This is a genomic window from Mesorhizobium sp. A556 (assembly GCF_054489545.1).
On sequence record NZ_JBTMXA010000005.1, the window covers coordinates 116,807 to 132,205 of the forward strand.

General features: G+C 63.6%; 9 protein-coding genes. 6 read left to right on the top strand and 3 right to left on the bottom strand.

Translation table 11 applies throughout. From position 1 onward, the window contains the following. Positions 1 to 442: 442 nt before the first annotated feature. The 6 genes from ACX3P0_RS12775 (at position 443) to ACX3P0_RS12800 (ending at position 8,654) form a co-directional block, all read left to right on the top strand. On the top strand, positions 443 to 2,755 hold the full coding sequence (locus ACX3P0_RS12775) for a Tex family protein (protein ID WP_459088964.1): 2,313 nt from the start codon (positions 443 to 445) through the stop codon (positions 2,753 to 2,755). 99 nt (positions 2,756 to 2,854) lie between these two features. Next, positions 2,855 to 4,045: an acyl-CoA dehydrogenase gene (locus ACX3P0_RS12780; RefSeq protein ID WP_459088966.1), complete on the top strand. Its 1,191-nt coding sequence runs from the start codon at positions 2,855 to 2,857 to the stop codon at positions 4,043 to 4,045. Between the two features lie 254 nt (positions 4,046 to 4,299). Next, on the top strand, positions 4,300 to 4,677 hold the full coding sequence (locus ACX3P0_RS12785; RefSeq protein ID WP_459078006.1) for a YciI family protein: 378 nt from the start codon (positions 4,300 to 4,302) through the stop codon (positions 4,675 to 4,677). Further along, on the top strand, positions 4,674 to 5,951 hold the full coding sequence (locus tag ACX3P0_RS12790; RefSeq protein WP_459088968.1) for an RNA polymerase sigma factor: 1,278 nt from the start codon (positions 4,674 to 4,676) through the stop codon (positions 5,949 to 5,951). Before ACX3P0_RS12785 ends, ACX3P0_RS12790 begins: the two co-directional genes overlap by 4 nt. 162 nt (positions 5,952 to 6,113) lie before the next feature. Continuing rightward, positions 6,114 to 7,628, top strand: coding sequence for an L-piperidine-6-carboxylate dehydrogenase (gene amaB / locus ACX3P0_RS12795; protein WP_459088970.1), 1,515 nt, complete (start codon positions 6,114 to 6,116; stop codon positions 7,626 to 7,628). A 114-nt stretch (positions 7,629 to 7,742) separates the two neighbouring features. Then, the gene (locus tag ACX3P0_RS12800) at positions 7,743 to 8,654 is read left to right on the top strand and encodes an SMP-30/gluconolactonase/LRE family protein (RefSeq protein WP_459078009.1); all 912 of its coding nucleotides are present in this window, start codon (positions 7,743 to 7,745) and stop codon (positions 8,652 to 8,654) included. On the opposite strand, the gene ade is transcribed toward ACX3P0_RS12800, so the two are convergent. From ade to ACX3P0_RS12815, 3 genes are all read right to left on the bottom strand, one after another. Further along, positions 8,651 to 10,393 carry an adenine deaminase gene (ade, locus tag ACX3P0_RS12805; RefSeq protein ID WP_459089254.1) on the bottom strand — a complete coding sequence of 581 codons (1,743 nt, stop codon included), beginning with the start codon at positions 10,391 to 10,393 and terminating at the stop codon, positions 8,651 to 8,653. The two genes, ACX3P0_RS12800 and ade, sit on opposite strands and share 4 nt — an antisense overlap. Positions 10,394 to 10,544: 151 nt before the next feature. Beyond that, the gene (locus tag ACX3P0_RS12810) at positions 10,545 to 14,273 is read right to left on the bottom strand and encodes a hydantoinase B/oxoprolinase family protein (RefSeq protein WP_459088972.1); all 3,729 of its coding nucleotides are present in this window, start codon (positions 14,271 to 14,273) and stop codon (positions 10,545 to 10,547) included. Between the two features lie 148 nt (positions 14,274 to 14,421). Continuing rightward, positions 14,422 to 15,399: a branched-chain amino acid ABC transporter permease gene (locus ACX3P0_RS12815; protein ID WP_459078011.1), complete on the bottom strand. Its 978-nt coding sequence runs from the start codon at positions 15,397 to 15,399 to the stop codon at positions 14,422 to 14,424.

Consider the following 15,399-nt stretch of genomic DNA (forward strand, 5'->3'; position numbering starts at 1 on the left):
ATTGCTGGCAACGGACCCCACTACGCAAACTTTTACGATGGCACACACCGGGCACACGACAGCACCCGGATCAGGCTGGAATCCATGAGGGAACGCGAACCGTCCGCGTCTGGCACCGGGAAAACGACCGGCTGGCGACACTTTGGGTGGTAAGCCGCGCCCCCCAAGGACCGGCTGATTCGGGGTAATGTAAACGCACTCGAATCCGACTTCAAATGCCAATTGACAAAAAATTAACCATAAAATTATTTCGCGAGGTCGATGGGCCGGCAGGCGACACTCCGCGGTCGTCGGCGCCTTGAAAAGGAACGACCTCGGACACGGTCAGGCGCCGCCGTTGCCGCTTTCCTGTGGAGGTGCCTCTTTGGAGCCGCACGGCGGTTGGCTCCGGCGGTCGCTGCGCCTATGGTCGCCCGCCCGAGCAAAATCACGACGAGATAAAATGGCCACCGACATCAAGCGTATCGCCGCAATCATCGCGACGGAAATCAATGCCCGAGCCGAACAGGCCGCAGCCGCCATAGGCCTGCTGGACGAGGGCGCGACGGTGCCGTTCGTGGCGCGCTATCGCAAGGAAGTGACCGGCGGTCTCGATGACACCCAGCTTCGCCTGCTTGCCGAACGGCTCGTCTATCTGCGCGAGTTGGAGACGCGGCGCGACACCATCCTTGGCTCGATCCGCGAGCAGGGCAAGCTGACCGAGGATCTGGAAGCGAAGATAGCGGCGGTTTCGACCAAGGCCGAACTGGAAGACATTTACCTGCCCTACAAGCCCAAGCGCCGCACCAAGGCCGAGATCGCACGCGAGCGCGGCCTGGGACCGCTGGCCGAGGCCATTCTGGCCGACCGCGCCGCCGTTCCGGCTGAACTGGCCGCAGCCTATGTGACCGAAGAGGTCGCGGACGCCAAGGCCGCGCTCGACGGCGCGCGCGACATCCTGTCCGAGCAATTCGCGGAAAACGCCGATCTGGTCGGCAAATTGCGTACCTACATGAAGGACCGCGCTTTCCTGCGCTCCCGCGTCGTTACCGGCAAAGAGGAAGCCGGCGCGAAGTTTTCCGATTATTTCGATCATTCCGAACGCTGGGCCACCGTTGCCGGCCACCGCGCGCTGGCCATGCTGCGCGGCCGCAACGAGGAGTTTCTGTCGCTTGATATCGAAGTCGACGCGGACGACGCATCGCCGGTCAAGCCCGTGGAAAGGACGATCGCCAGCGCTTATGCCATCGGCCAGCAATTGCCCGGCGACCGCTGGCTGATGGAGGTTGTCGGCTGGACATGGCGGGTCAAGCTTTCGCTGCACCTGACGCTCGACCTGATGCGCGACCTGCGCGAGCGGGCCGAGGAGGAGGCGATCCACGTCTTTGCCCGCAATCTGAAGGACCTGCTGCTGGCCGCACCCGCCGGCTCGCGCGCCACGATGGGGCTCGATCCCGGCATCCGCACCGGCGTCAAGGTGGCGGTGGTCGACGGCACCGGCAAGGTAGTGGCGACGTCGACCGTCTATCCGTTCCAGCCGAGAAACGATGTGCGCGGCGCGCAGGCCGAGCTTGCAAGGCTTATTCTCCAGCACAAGGTCGAACTGATCTCCATCGGCAACGGCACCGGCAGCCGCGAGACGGAAAGACTGGTCGCGGACATGCTGGCCGACATGGTTTTCGATAATGGCGCGGCCAAGCCGATGAAGGTCATCGTCAGCGAGGCGGGTGCTTCGATCTATTCGGCGTCGGCGACCGCTGCCGCCGAATTTCCCGATCTCGACGTATCGCTGCGCGGGGCCGTCTCCATCGCGCGCCGCTTGCAGGACCCGCTGGCCGAACTGGTCAAGATCGAGCCGAAATCGATCGGCGTCGGCCAGTACCAGCATGATGTCGACCAGTACCGGCTCGGGCGCTCGCTGGAAGCGGTGGTCGAGGACGCGGTGAATGCGGTCGGCGTCGATCTTAACACGGCCTCCGCGCCGCTTCTGGCGCGCGTGTCCGGCCTTGGCGCGTCGCTGGCCGAGGCAATCGTTGCGCATCGCGATGCGACCGGCCCGTTCGCCAGCCGCCGCGAATTGCTGAAAGTTGCAAGGCTCGGGCCGCGCGCCTTCGAGCAGAGCGCCGGCTTCCTGCGCATCCGCGACGGCGCGGAGCCGCTCGATGCGTCGTCGGTGCATCCGGAAGCCTATGGCGTGGCCAAGAAGATCGTCACTGCCTGCGGCCGCGATTTGCGCTCGCTGATGGGCGATAGTGCGGCGTTGAAGGCGCTCGATCCGCGCGGTTTCGTCGATGAGCGTTTCGGCCTGCCGACGGTGCGCGACATCATTGCCGAACTTGAAAAGCCCGGCCGCGATCCGCGCCCCGGCTTCAAGACGGCGACTTTTGCCGATGGCGTCGATGACATCAAGGATCTGAAGCCCGGCATGCTGCTGGAAGGCACCGTCACCAATGTCGCGGCGTTCGGCGCTTTCGTCGATATCGGCGTGCATCAGGACGGGCTGGTGCACGTCTCGCAACTGGCCGACCGCTTCGTCAAGGACGCGCATGAGGTGGTCAAGGCCGGCGACGTGGTCAAGGTGCGCGTTGTCGAGGTCGATATCAAGCGCAAGCGCATCGGGCTTTCCATGCGCAAGGATGGCGGCGGCGAACAGCGGCCGGTGCCGCGCGAACGCGATGCCGGCAAACCTCGGGCAGCTTTGGCTCCACGCCAACCGGAAAAGCCGGCGCAAGGCGCATTCGGAGCGGCGCTGGCCGACGCCATGAAGCGCAAGTGACCGTCTGCTATTGAACGCGTGCTCGCGTGCTTTCGTTTGATTTTTTTATCGTCGCGGTCGATAAGTCGGCCCACATGAAACCTTTGGAGACCGAGCATCATGGCCGCCGACAAAAATGCCTTCGTATGGGACGATCCTTTCCTGATCGAGGACCAACTGTCGGAAGACGAGCGGATGATCCGGGATGCGGCGGCCGCCTTCGCCGCCGACAAACTCGCCCCGCGCATCGAAGAGGCCTATCTCAATGAAAAGACCGATCCGGCCATCTTTCGCGAGATGGGCGAGGCGGGCCTGCTCGGCATCACCGTTCCGGAAGAATATGGCGGGCTTGGCGGCAATTACGTAACCTACGGGCTGGTGGCGCGCGAGGTCGAGAAGATCGATTCCGGCTATCGCTCGATGATGAGCGTGCAGTCGTCGCTGGTGATGTATCCGATCCAGGCCTATGGCTCGGAAGAGCAGCGCAAGAAATTCCTGCCCAAGCTGGCGAGCGGCGAGTGGATCGGCTGCTTCGGCCTGACCGAACCGGATGCCGGTTCCGATCCGGGCGGCATGAAGACGCGGGTCGAAAAGACCGCGACCGGCTACCGGCTCACCGGCTCCAAGATGTGGATTTCCAACGCGCCGATCGCCGACGTGTTCGTCGTCTGGGCGAAGTCGGCCGCGCACGACAACCAGATCCGCGGCTTCGTGCTGGAAAAGGGCATGAAGGGGCTTTCGGCCCCCAAGATCGAAGGCAAGCTGTCGCTGCGCGCCTCGATCACCGGCGAGATCGTCATGGAAGGCGTCGAGGTCGGCGAGGATGCGCTGTTGCCGAATGTTTCGGGCTTGAAGGGTCCGTTCGGCTGTCTCAACCGCGCGCGCTACGGTATTTCCTGGGGCGCGATGGGAGCGGCGGAAGACTGCTGGCACCGCGCGCGGCAGTACGGGTTGGACCGCAAGCAGTTCGGCAAGCCGCTGGCCGGCATGCAGCTTTACCAGAAGAAGCTTGCCGACATGCAGACCGAGATCGCACTTGGCCTGCAGGCCTCGTTGCGGGTCGGTCGGTTGATGGACGAAGGCAAGATGGCGCCGGAAATGATCTCGATCGTCAAGCGCAACAATTGCGGCAAGGCGCTCGACATCGCCCGCCAGGCCCGCGACATGCATGGCGGCAACGGCATCCAGATTGGCTACCACGTCATGCGCCACGCGCAGAATTTGGAAACCGTGAATACCTATGAAGGCGCGCATGACGTGCATGCGCTGATCCTCGGTCGCGCCCAGACCGGCCTGCAGGCGTTTTTCTAAAAAGTTGAGGGATAGAGTCGCCATGCGGCTCTATCCTTTTGGCATCGCTGTATAATCCGTCGACGCGGATGATTGCGGAGCGGCCACTCCCTTCTGACAAGAAGAATCAGGGCGGCGTCTTATCGTCCTGTTTTGGAATCGGAATCCGCGCCTGTCGCCGCCGAGCGCGGGATTGCCTCAGACGGCAGAATTTTGTCGACGCGATGTCGGATTCGACCCTACTCTTACGTCCTTGGACAAGAGAAAGGGTTTTCATGCTTTATGCCATCCTCTGCTATGCCTCCGAAGACGTCGTTACCAGCTGGACCAAGGCCGAGGACGACGCCGTCCTGGCCAGGCTCTCCGTCGTGCAGGAGAAATATGCCAAGGCGGGCAAGCTCGGGCCGGTGGCGCGGCTACTGCCGACCACGGCGGCAACCACGCTGCGCCAGGTCAAGGGCGAGGCCATCGTCATCGACGGCCCCTTTGCCGAAACCAAGGAGCAGTTTCTCGGCTTCTACACGGTTGATTGCGCAGACCTCGAGGAGGCCGTCGGCTTTGCCCGTGAGCTTTCCGCAGTGAATCCGAGCGGCGGCTCCTATGAAATCCGGCCGATCAGCCTGCTCAATCCGGTGAAGGCCACCATCGGATGAGCGATCTCGGCTGGATCAGTTCGGCGATCTCTTCTGCCCGGCCGCAGGCCATGGGCGCGCTGCTGCGTTATTTTCGCGATCTCGATACGGCCGAGGAAGCCTTCCAGGATGCATGCCTGCGGGCGTTGAAGAACTGGCCGCAGAACGGACCGCCGCGCGATCCCGCCGCATGGCTCATTTTCGTCGGCCGCAACAGCGGCATCGACGCCATGCGTAAACGCTCGAAGCAAGCGCCGATGCCGGCGGAAGACCTTGTTTCGGACCTGGAGGATGCCGAAAGCGACATGGCGGAGCGGCTGGACGGGGCGCACTACCGCGACGATATCCTGCGTCTGCTGTTCATCTGCTGCCATCCCGACCTGCCGCCGGCGCAGCAGATCGCGGTCGCGCTGCGCATCGTCTCCGGCCTTTCCGTCAAGCAGATCGCTCGCGCCTTTCTGGTCGGGGAAAGCGCCATGGAACAGCGCATCACCCGCGCCAAGGCGCGTATCGCCGAGGCTGGCGTGGCGTTCGAGACGCCGGGACCGGTGGAGCGTTCCGAGCGGCTGGCGGCGGTTGCGGCCATGGTCTATCTCGTCTTCAACGAGGGCTATTCTACCAAGAGCGGTGAAGCATCGCTGCGCGCGCCGCTATGCGACGAGGCGATCCGGCTGGGCCGCCTGCTGCTGCGCCTGTTCAAGACTGAACCGGAAATCATGGGCCTGACGGCATTGATGCTGCTTCAGCACGCGCGCCTTGCCGCCCGTTTCGATGCCGGCGGCGAGATCGTGCTGCTGGAAGACCAGGATCGCAGCCTGTGGAATGCCAGGATGATCGGCGAGGGGCTGGCGCTGGTCGACAAGGCGCTGCGGCATGCCAGGCCCGGCCCCTATCAGGTGCAGGCGGCGATTGCCGCCCTTCATGCGCGGGCGGCAAAGGCCGAGGACACTGACTGGCAGGAGATTGACTTGCTCTACGGCCTGCTGGAACAGATGCAGCCGTCGCCGGTGGTGACGCTCAACCGCGCCGTCGCCGTTTCCAAGGTGCGCGGGGCGGAAGCCGCACTTGCCATGATCGAGCCGCTCGAATCGCGGCTGTCCGGTTATTTCCATTTCTTCGGCCTCAAGGGCGGCTTGCTGATGCAGCTTGGCCGGGACGAGGAAGCGCGTGTCGCCTTCGACCGGGCCATCGCGCTGGCCAATACGGCGGCCGAAGCCGCCCATATCCGCATGCATATCGACCGGTTGATGAAGGATAGCGCTGGAAAGCGGGCTGTTGTGAAAACGGCGGTTTGAGGTGTCATGCAGTCGGGTTTTGCTGCGCCTTCTGGTCCAACGTTCCGCCGGCCGCTTGGCGGTGCGCCGGGGTAGCGGAACCGGCCTGAAACGGGTAATGCCTTCGCCATGATGGCCTCGCGCCCACGGTTGCGCAGGCGAATGGTTTTGAAGGGAACGAAAATGACGATTGCCAAGGAAACGGCTGCCCTGTTGGCGAAGCTGGGTGTTGCCGGTGGCGTGCTTGAGGGCGGCGACCTTTTGGTGCACAGCCCGGTGACGGGCGAACAGATCGCGGCGCTGAAGACGATTTCGCCGGCTGATGCCGGCAAGGCCATCGAGGCGGCGCACGAGGCGTTCAAGGCGTGGCGGCTGGTGCCGGGGCCGAAGCGCGGCGAACTGGTCCGCCTGCTCGGCGAAGAATTGCGCGCCCACAAGACCGAACTTGGTCGGCTGGTGTCCATCGAGGTCGGCAAGATTCCGTCCGAGGGCCTGGGCGAAGTGCAGGAAATGATCGACATCTGCGATTTCGCCGTCGGTCTTTCGCGGCAGTTGTACGGCCTGACCATCGCCACCGAGCGCCCCGGCCACCGCATGATGGAAACCTGGCATCCGCTGGGCGTCGTCGGCGTCATCTCGGCCTTCAATTTCCCCGTGGCGGTGTGGTCGTGGAACACGGCGCTGGCGCTGGTGTGCGGCGACGCCGTGGTGTGGAAGCCCTCGGAAAAGACGCCGCTGACGGCGCTTGCCTGCGAGGCGATCTTCAAGCGCGCCGTCGCGCGTTTCGGCAAGGATGCGCCGGCTGGCCTGGTGTCGGTGCTGATCGGCGACCGCGCCGTCGGCGAGGTCCTGGTCGATCATCCCAAGGTGTCGCTGGTGTCGGCCACCGGCTCGACCCGCATGGGCCGCGATGTCGGCCCGCGCCTGGCCAAGCGCTTTGCCCGCGCCATCCTGGAGCTGGGCGGCAACAATGCCGGCATCGTCTGCCCGTCGGCCGATCTCGACATGGCGCTGCGTGCGATTGCCTTCGGCGCGATGGGCACCGCCGGCCAGCGCTGCACCACGCTTCGCCGCCTGTTCGTGCATGACAGCGTCTATGACCAGCTCGTGCCGCGCCTGAAGAAAGCCTATCTGAGCGTGTCGGTGGGCAACCCGCTGGAGACTGCCTCGCTGGTCGGTCCGTTGATCGACGAGCAGGCCTTTGACGGCATGCAGAAAGCCATCAAGGAAGCCGAGGCCCATGGCGGCACCGTGACCGGCGGCAACCGCGTCGAGAACGGCCATGCCGACGCCTATTACGTGCAGCCGGCGCTGGTCGAAATGCCCAAACAGGCCGGTCCGGTGCTGGAAGAAACCTTCGCGCCGATCCTCTATGTGATGAAATATTCCGATTTCGACGCCGCTCTCGAACAGCACAATGCGGTCGGTGCCGGTTTGTCGTCGTCGATCTTCACGCGCGATCTGCAGGAAGCGGAGCTGTTCCTGTCGGCGGGCGGTTCGGACTGCGGCATCGCTAACGTCAATATCGGCACGTCGGGCGCTGAGATCGGTGGCGCGTTCGGCGGCGAGAAGGAAACCGGCGGCGGCCGCGAGTCCGGATCGGACGCGTGGAAAGCCTATATGCGCCGCGCCACCAACACGGTGAACTACTCCAAGGAACTGCCGCTGGCGCAGGGCGTCTCGTTCGATATCGAGTGAACGGGATTTTCTGAATAAGTCGGACAAAAGGGCGCGGTGTCGAAACCGCGCCCTTGCTTTTTACGGCCCGGTGCTCTTGTCTTTGCCAGGTCGAATAGTGTGGAGGGGACGATCATGTCGGGTGTCTATGAGGTTCTAGACCCGCGTTTTGCGCGCCTGTTCAACGGCACCGCGCAGGTGGAGCGTTTGTTCACCGGCTGCCGCTGGACGGAGGGGCCGGCCTGGTTCGCCGCCGGCCGCTATGTCATATGGTCGGACATCCCGAACAACCGCATGCTGCGCTATGACGAAGCGGACGGCCATGTCAGCGTCTTTCGTCAGCCTGCCAACAATTCCAACGGCAATACGGTCGACCGGCAGGGGCGGTTGGTCACCTGCGAACATTCCGGCCGTCGCGTGTCGCGAACCGAGTTTGACGGGTCGATCACGACGATTGCCGATCGCTGGCAGGGCAAGCGCCTGAATTCGCCCAACGATGTCGTCGTGAAATCGGACGGCTCGATCTGGTTCACCGATCCGGCCTACGGCATCGAAAGCGATTATGAGGGCGACAAGGCCGACAGCGAAATCGGCGCCTGCAACGTTTACCGGGTCGATCCGGGTATAGGCACGGTGGAAGCCGTCATCACCGACATGGTGCGGCCGAACGGCCTTGCGTTCTCGCTGGACGAAAGCCTGCTTTATGTCTGCGATACCGGTCGCACGCACGGCCCGGAAAACCCGGCGCATATAAGGGCTTTCGACATCGGCGCAGGCAACAAGGTTTCTGGCGGCAGGGTCTTTGCCGATTGCACGGTTGGCCTGTTCGACGGCTTTCGCCTCGACGATGCGGGCCGTATCTGGACCAGTGCCGGCGACGGGGTCCATTGCTACGACCCGGACGGCACGCTGCTCGGCAAGGTGCTGGTGCCGGAGATCGTCGCCAACTGCGTGTTCGGAGGGGCCAAGCGCAATGTGCTCTATATGTGCGGAACAACCTCGCTCTATGCGGTGCGGCTGATGGTCAACGGCGCGAAGACGTTTTAACTCACCAACAGATCAGTTGGCGCGAATTTGGTTACGTCGATCAGGCCGACATCGGAAATACGCAGTTCGGGAATGACCACCAGCGCCAGCAGCGAATGTTGCATATAGGCGTTGTTCAGCCGGCAGCCGCAGGCTTGCATGGCTGCGATCAGCGCATTGGCTTCTTCGGCGACGATCTCGGCGCGCTGGTCCGACATCAGGCCGGCGATGGGTAGTTTCACCAGCGCCAGTTCGCGCCCCTCGCTGAATAGCACCACGCCGCCGCCGACTTCGCCCAGCCGGTTCGCGGCCAGCGCCATGTCGTTCTTGTCTGTGCCGACCACGATCATGTGGTGGCTGTCATGCGCGACCGTGCTGGCCATCGCGCACGGCTTGTCATAGCCGAAGCCAGAGACGAAGGCGTTGACGACCTTGCCGGTTGCCCGGTGCCGTTCGACCAGTGCGATCTGGCAGACATCGGCCTGCCGGTCCATTCCGACGAGGCCGCTTTCCACCGGCAGTGAGCGCTGCAGGGCGCGCGTCGGCGCCTGGTTTTCGATTACGCCGATGACGCGCGCGGTCACCGCGTTGGCGCCTTCGGGTGCTGCAATATCGAAGTCGGCTCCAGCCAGTTTCTTGCCGAGGTGCACGGTGTTCTTGGCTGTCGGCGGATAGTCGTAATGGGGGATGGAACCGGTAAGCCTGCCGTTTTCGGCAAGCACCTGCCCCCGGCCGATGACGGTTTCGACGGGCAGCGCGACAAGATCGGAAGTCAGGATGAGGTCGGCGCGGCGGCCGGGCGTGATCGAGCCAAGCTCGCGTTCCAGCCCGAAATGCTGCGCGGTGTTGAGCGTCGCCATCTGGATTGCGGTAATAGGCTTCAATCCCTGCGCGATCGCATGGCGGACGACGCGGTTCATATGGCCTTCGCCCACCAGCGTGCCGGAATGGCTGTCGTCGGTACACAGGATGAAATTGCGGGAATCGAGGCCGTTCTCGGTGATCGCCTTGACCTGTGCTGCAACGTCATACCAGGCCGATCCGAGGCGAAGCATGGCGCGCATGCCCTGGCGCACGCGGGCGGTGGCGTCCTCGACACTGGTTCCCTCGTGGTCGTCCGCCGGTCCCGCTGCCGCATAGGCATGGAAGGGGCGGCCGAGGTCTTTGGAGGCGTAGTGGCCGCCGACCGTCTTGCCGGCCGCCTGCGTATGGCCGATTTCGGCCAGCATGTTGCGATCACCTGCCGCGACGCCGGGAAAATTCATCATCTCGCCAAGTCCGATGATGTTCGGCCATGTCATGGCCTCCCTCACATCCTCGGGGCCAAGTGCCGCGCCGCTGTTTTCCAACCCCGGCGCGCTCGGCGCGCAACTGGGCATCTGCACGTAGATGTTGATCGGCAGGCCGGCGGCTTCGTCGTGCATCAGCTTGACGCCGTCCATGCCGAGCACGTTGGCGATCTCGTGCGGGTCGATGAACATCGACGTGGTGCCGTGCGGAATGACGGCGCGGGCAAATTCGGTGACGGTGACCATGCCGCTTTCGACATGCATGTGCGCGTCGCACAGGCCCGGCACCGCATAGCGCCCCTTGCCGTCGATGACCTTGGTATCGGGACCGATAGCGTGGCCGGCGTCAGCGCCGACAAAGGCGAAGCGACCCGCCGCAATGGCGATGTCGATCCCCGGAATGATCTCGCCGGAGTGCACGTTTACCCAGCTCACATCGCGGATGACCATGTCGGCGGGCGTTCTGCCCATGGCGACGTCGACCAGACGTGGCGCGCTTTCAGCCCAGCTTTTAATCACGGTAGTTCCTTTTTGTTGACGGCGCGGGAGGCGAGCGAAGCCCGACACAGCCTGAGTATTTATAGCGCAAGGCCGTGACAAGTCCTGGACACGGCAGGAATTGTTATCCAGTTCCGAATGCTCCCGGCGTCGGCGTGGTAACGATGACGGCTTCTCCGGCTTCCAGAACGGTTTGGTCGCAGGCTTTCAACGTTTCGAACGTTCCATCCAGGCGCCGGATTTGCGTGGAGCCGACCTCGCCGTCGCCGCCGCCGCACAGGCCCTGCGGCGGGCGGTTGCGGTGCGAGGACAGGATCGCGCACTCCATCCTTTCGAGGAAGCGGATGGTGCGTCTGGTCCCGTCGCCGGCGTTCCACCTGCCTTTGCCGGCTGATTCCGCGCGGATGTGAAAGTCCTCCAGCAGCACCGGGAAGCGGAGTTCCAGCACTTCCGGATCGGTCAGGCGCGAATTGGTCATGTGCGTGTGAACGCCGGAGGTGCCGGCAAAGCCGCGGCCGTCGTTCATCTGGCCGGCCGGCGAGCCGGAACAGATCGTCTCGTAATACTGATAGGTCTGGTTGCCGAAGGTGAGGTTGTTCATCGTTCCCTGCGCATTGGCCATGGCCCCCATCGCGCCGAACAGCGCATTGGTGACATGCTGCGACGTCTCGACATTGCCGGCGACGACGGCGGCCGGATAGGCGGGTTTCAGCATGCAGCCGTCGGGGATGACGATGTTGATGGGCCGAAGGCAGCCGGCATTCATCGGGATATTGTCCTCGACCATGACGCGGAAGGCATAAAGCACGGCTGCGCGGGTAACGGGTTCCGGCGCGTTGAAATTGTTCTTCATCACCGGCGAGGTGCCGGTGAAATCGACCGTCGCTTCGCGTTTTTCGCGGTCGACGGTGATTCTTACCCTTATTATCTGGCCGGTATCGGTCGGATATTCGTATTCGCAGGCATCCGGCAGGCGTTCCAGCACCCGCCTGACGCTTTCGGCGGCATTGTCCTGCACATGGCCCATATAGGCCTCGACCATTTCGAGCCCGAAATGCGCGACCATCTTGCGCAATTCGGCGACGCCCTTCTCGTTGGCGGCGATCTGCGCCTTGATGTCGGCAACGTTCTGGATCGCGTTGCGGACAGGGTAGGGGTGGTCGGTGAGAAGCGTGTTCAGTTCCGCCTCACGGAAACGGCCGCGGCTGACCAGCCGGAAATTGTCGAACAGCACGCCTTCCTCGTCGACGGTGGTTGCCAACGGCGTCATCGAACCGGGGGCGGTGCCGCCAATATCGGCGTGGTGGCCGCGCGATGCGGTCCAGAAGAGAATTGTACCTTGCGCGTCGTCGAACACCGGCGTCACCACGGTGATGTCGGGCAGGTGGGTGCCGCCATTATAGGGCGCATTCAGCGCAAACACGTCGCCCGGATGAATGTCGCCGGCATTGAGCCGGATGATGGTTTCGACCGATCGGTCCATCGAGCCCAGATGCACCGGCATATGCGGCGCGTTGGCGACAAGAGCGCCGTTGCGGTCGAATACCGCGCAGGAAAAATCCAGCCGTTCCTTGATGTTGACCGAATAAGCGGTGTTCTGAAGCGTCACCCCCATCTGTTCGGCAATCGACATGAAGAGGTTGTTGAACACTTCCAGCATGACCGGATCGGCACCGGCCTTGCCGGAAAGACCGGTGCCAAGCGCCTCGCGCCGCTGCTTCTTTTCCACGCGATGCAGCAGGACATGGTCGCGACGGGTGATTTCGGCCTGCCAGCCGGCTTCGACGACGATGGTCTGGTTCGGCTCGATGATCAGGGCGGGACCGGCGATACGGTCGGAGGGACGCAAATCTTCGCGGCGGTAGACGCCGGCCTCCCGCCATCCGCCGTCGCCATAGACCTGCCGTGTCTCCGAGGAGGGTGCGGTGCGCGCGGGACCGGGTGAGGCAACGGCCTCGTCGTGGCGTTTGTCCGCGCTGCTGCTGCCTTCCACCGCCACGGTTTCGACAATGAGTGACTTGTCGTCATAGGCGAAACCGAATTGCGCCTTGTGGGCCGATTCGAAGCGTTTTTTGGCCTCTTCAAGGGAGCCGTGGCGAAAGTCCACCGGCAGCGTCGTGTCGGTACCGTCATAGCGAATGTGCAGGACGGGCTTGATGTCGATGGCAGCCTCTTCGATGCCCTGTTCGGTTAATTCATCGACAACGGCGATGCGCAACGTGTCGATCATGGCTTCGATGTCGGGCAAGGAAGGATCGGCCAAGGGGACCAGCAAAGCTTGCTGGCGCGAGGCGAAGAGCGAGGCAAGGCCGATGCCGTAAGCCGAAAGCAGGCCGGAGAAGGGATGGATGAGCACGGTCTCCATGCCCAGGGCATCCGCCACCGGGCAGGCGTGCTGGCCGCCTGCGCCGCCAAAACAGTTCAGCAGATAGTCGGTTACGTCATAGCCGCGCTGGATGGAGATCTTCTTGATGGCGTTGGCCATGTTCTCCACGGCAATGGTGACGAACCCTTCGGCTACCGCTTCGGGCGTCCGCCCGTCGCCGATTTCCGCGGCAAGGGCAGCAAATCTTTCCCGCACGACGGTGCCGTCGAGCGCCTCGTTCTGGCCGGGGCCGAAGATCGTGGGGAAAAAATCCGGCTGCAGCTTGCCGAGCATGACGTTCGCGTCGGTGACGGCAAGTGGGCCGCCGCGCCGATAGCAGGCCGGGCCGGGATTGGCGCCGGCCGAATCCGGGCCGACGCGGAAGCGGCCGGCTTCATAGTGCAGGATCGAGCCGCCGCCGGCCGCCACTGTATGAATGCGCATCATCGGCGCGCGGATGCGCACGCCGGCCACCTCCGTGTCGAAGGCGCGCTCATAGGCGCCGCCATAGTGGGTGACATCGGTGGAGGTGCCACCCATGTCGAAGCCGATCACCTTTTCGAAGCCTGCAAGCCTTGCCGTCTCGACCATGCCGACCACGCCGCCGGCAGGACCGGACAGCAGCGCATCCTTGCCTTGAAATTTTTCCGCGGCGGTCAGCCCGCCGGAAGACATCATGAATTTTAAACTTGGGCTCGCGGCCGTGCGCTCGCTTTGCTCGCTGGCCTCCGCCGGGGCGGCCGATGACGGCCGACGCGCGGTCGCGCTTGCGGGCTCTGCCCGACCCTTGTCTATTCCCAATTCCGTGGCCACCCGCTGCACGTAGCGCGACAGGATCGGCGACAGATAGGCATCGACGACGGTGGTGTCGCCGCGCCCTACCAGCTTGATGAGAGGCGAGACCTCGTGGCTCACGGATACCTGCAAAAAGCCGAGCTTGCGGCAAACCCTGGCGAGCGCCTGTTCATGATCGGGATGTTTCCACGCATGCATGAAGGCGATGGCGACGGCGTCTATTCCGTCGGCCTTGGCCTGCTCGATGGCCGGAAGAACCGAAGCGATGTCGAGCAGCCTTTCGATGCAGCCATCGGCGCGCACGCGCTCATCCACCTCGACGACGCGCTCATAAAGCTGTTCGGGCAGGATGATTTCCTTGGCGAAGATATCCGGCCTGGCCTGGTAGGCGATCTTCAGCGCATCGCGAAAACCCCTGGTGATCAGCAGCAGGACACGGTCGCCCTTGCGCTCCAAAAGCGCATTGGTGGCGACGGTGGTGCCCATCTTGATCTCGCCGATCGTGCCTATCGGTATGGCTTTGTCGCCGTCCAGGCCGAGCAGGCCGCGAATGCCGGCGATCGCGGCGTCGGCATAGGCTTCCGGATTCTCCGAGAGCAGCTTGCGCGGGTGCAATTTACCCTGCGGATCGCAGCCGATGACGTCGGTGAAGGTACCGCCGCGATCGATCCAGAAATCCCACTTCTCGCCCATCGCTTGTCCCTTGTGGCCTCGCCGCCGCAGCATGGTTGCGACACATCAAAACAAACGCAATTCGTCAACCGGCAATGACCGGCCGGCTGATTTTTCAGGCCGGTTTCAGGAGACGAGGTTGAAAGCCGTTTGGCCGAACGTGCGAGCGTCAGCCTTTCGGCGCATCGTCAGGCTTTATCAGGCGGGCATAGATTTCGCCGACGATGCCGCGGCGGAACACGAGCACGCAGATCATGAAGATCGCGCCGGTGGCGATGGTGACCGGAAAGCCGGAGGTCGCCAGCGTATTCTGCAGGCCGACGACGAGGCCCGCGCCGACGATCGGCCCGACCATGGTGCCGATGCCGCCAAGCAGCGTCATCAGGATGACCTCGCCCGACATCTGCCAGGTGACGTCGGTGAGCGTCGCGAACTGGAAGACGATGGCTTTCATGGCACCCGCAAGCCCGGCCAGCGCTGCCGACATGACGAAGGCGGCAAGCTTGTAGTTGGCGACCGAATAGCCGAGCGAAATGGCGCGATTCTCGTTTTCGCGGATCGAGCGCAGGATCATGCCGAAGGGCGAGTTGACGATGCGCCAGATGGCGAAGACGCCGATCAGGAAGACGGCCAACACCACATAGTAGATGTTGAGGGGTTCATGCAGGTCGATGACGCCGAAGAAGTGGCCGCGCGGCACGCCCTGAATGCCGTCCTCGCCCTCGGTAAACGGGGCCTGCACGCAGAAGAAGAAGAACATCTGCGCCAGCGCCAGCGTGATCATGGCAAAGTAGATGCCCTGCCGGCGGATGGCGAAGAAGCCCATGATCAGGCCAAGCACGGCGGCACCCGCGACACCGAGCAGGATGCCGGCTTCCGGCGGCCAGCCCCAGACCTTGACGGAGTGGGCGCAGAAATAGGCAGCCCCACCGAAGAAGGCGGCATGGCCGAAGGAGAGCAAGCCGGTATAGCCGAGCAGCAGATTGAAGGCGCAGGCAAACAGCGCGAAGCACAGCATCTTCATCAGGAAGATCGGGTAGACGAAGAAGGGTGCGGCCAGAAGCGCGATTATGCCGAGCGCGACCAGCGTCCATTCAAGACGCGCGGAGGTTTTGGCGCGGGCCTCCTGAAGCGTCACCTCTGCCAT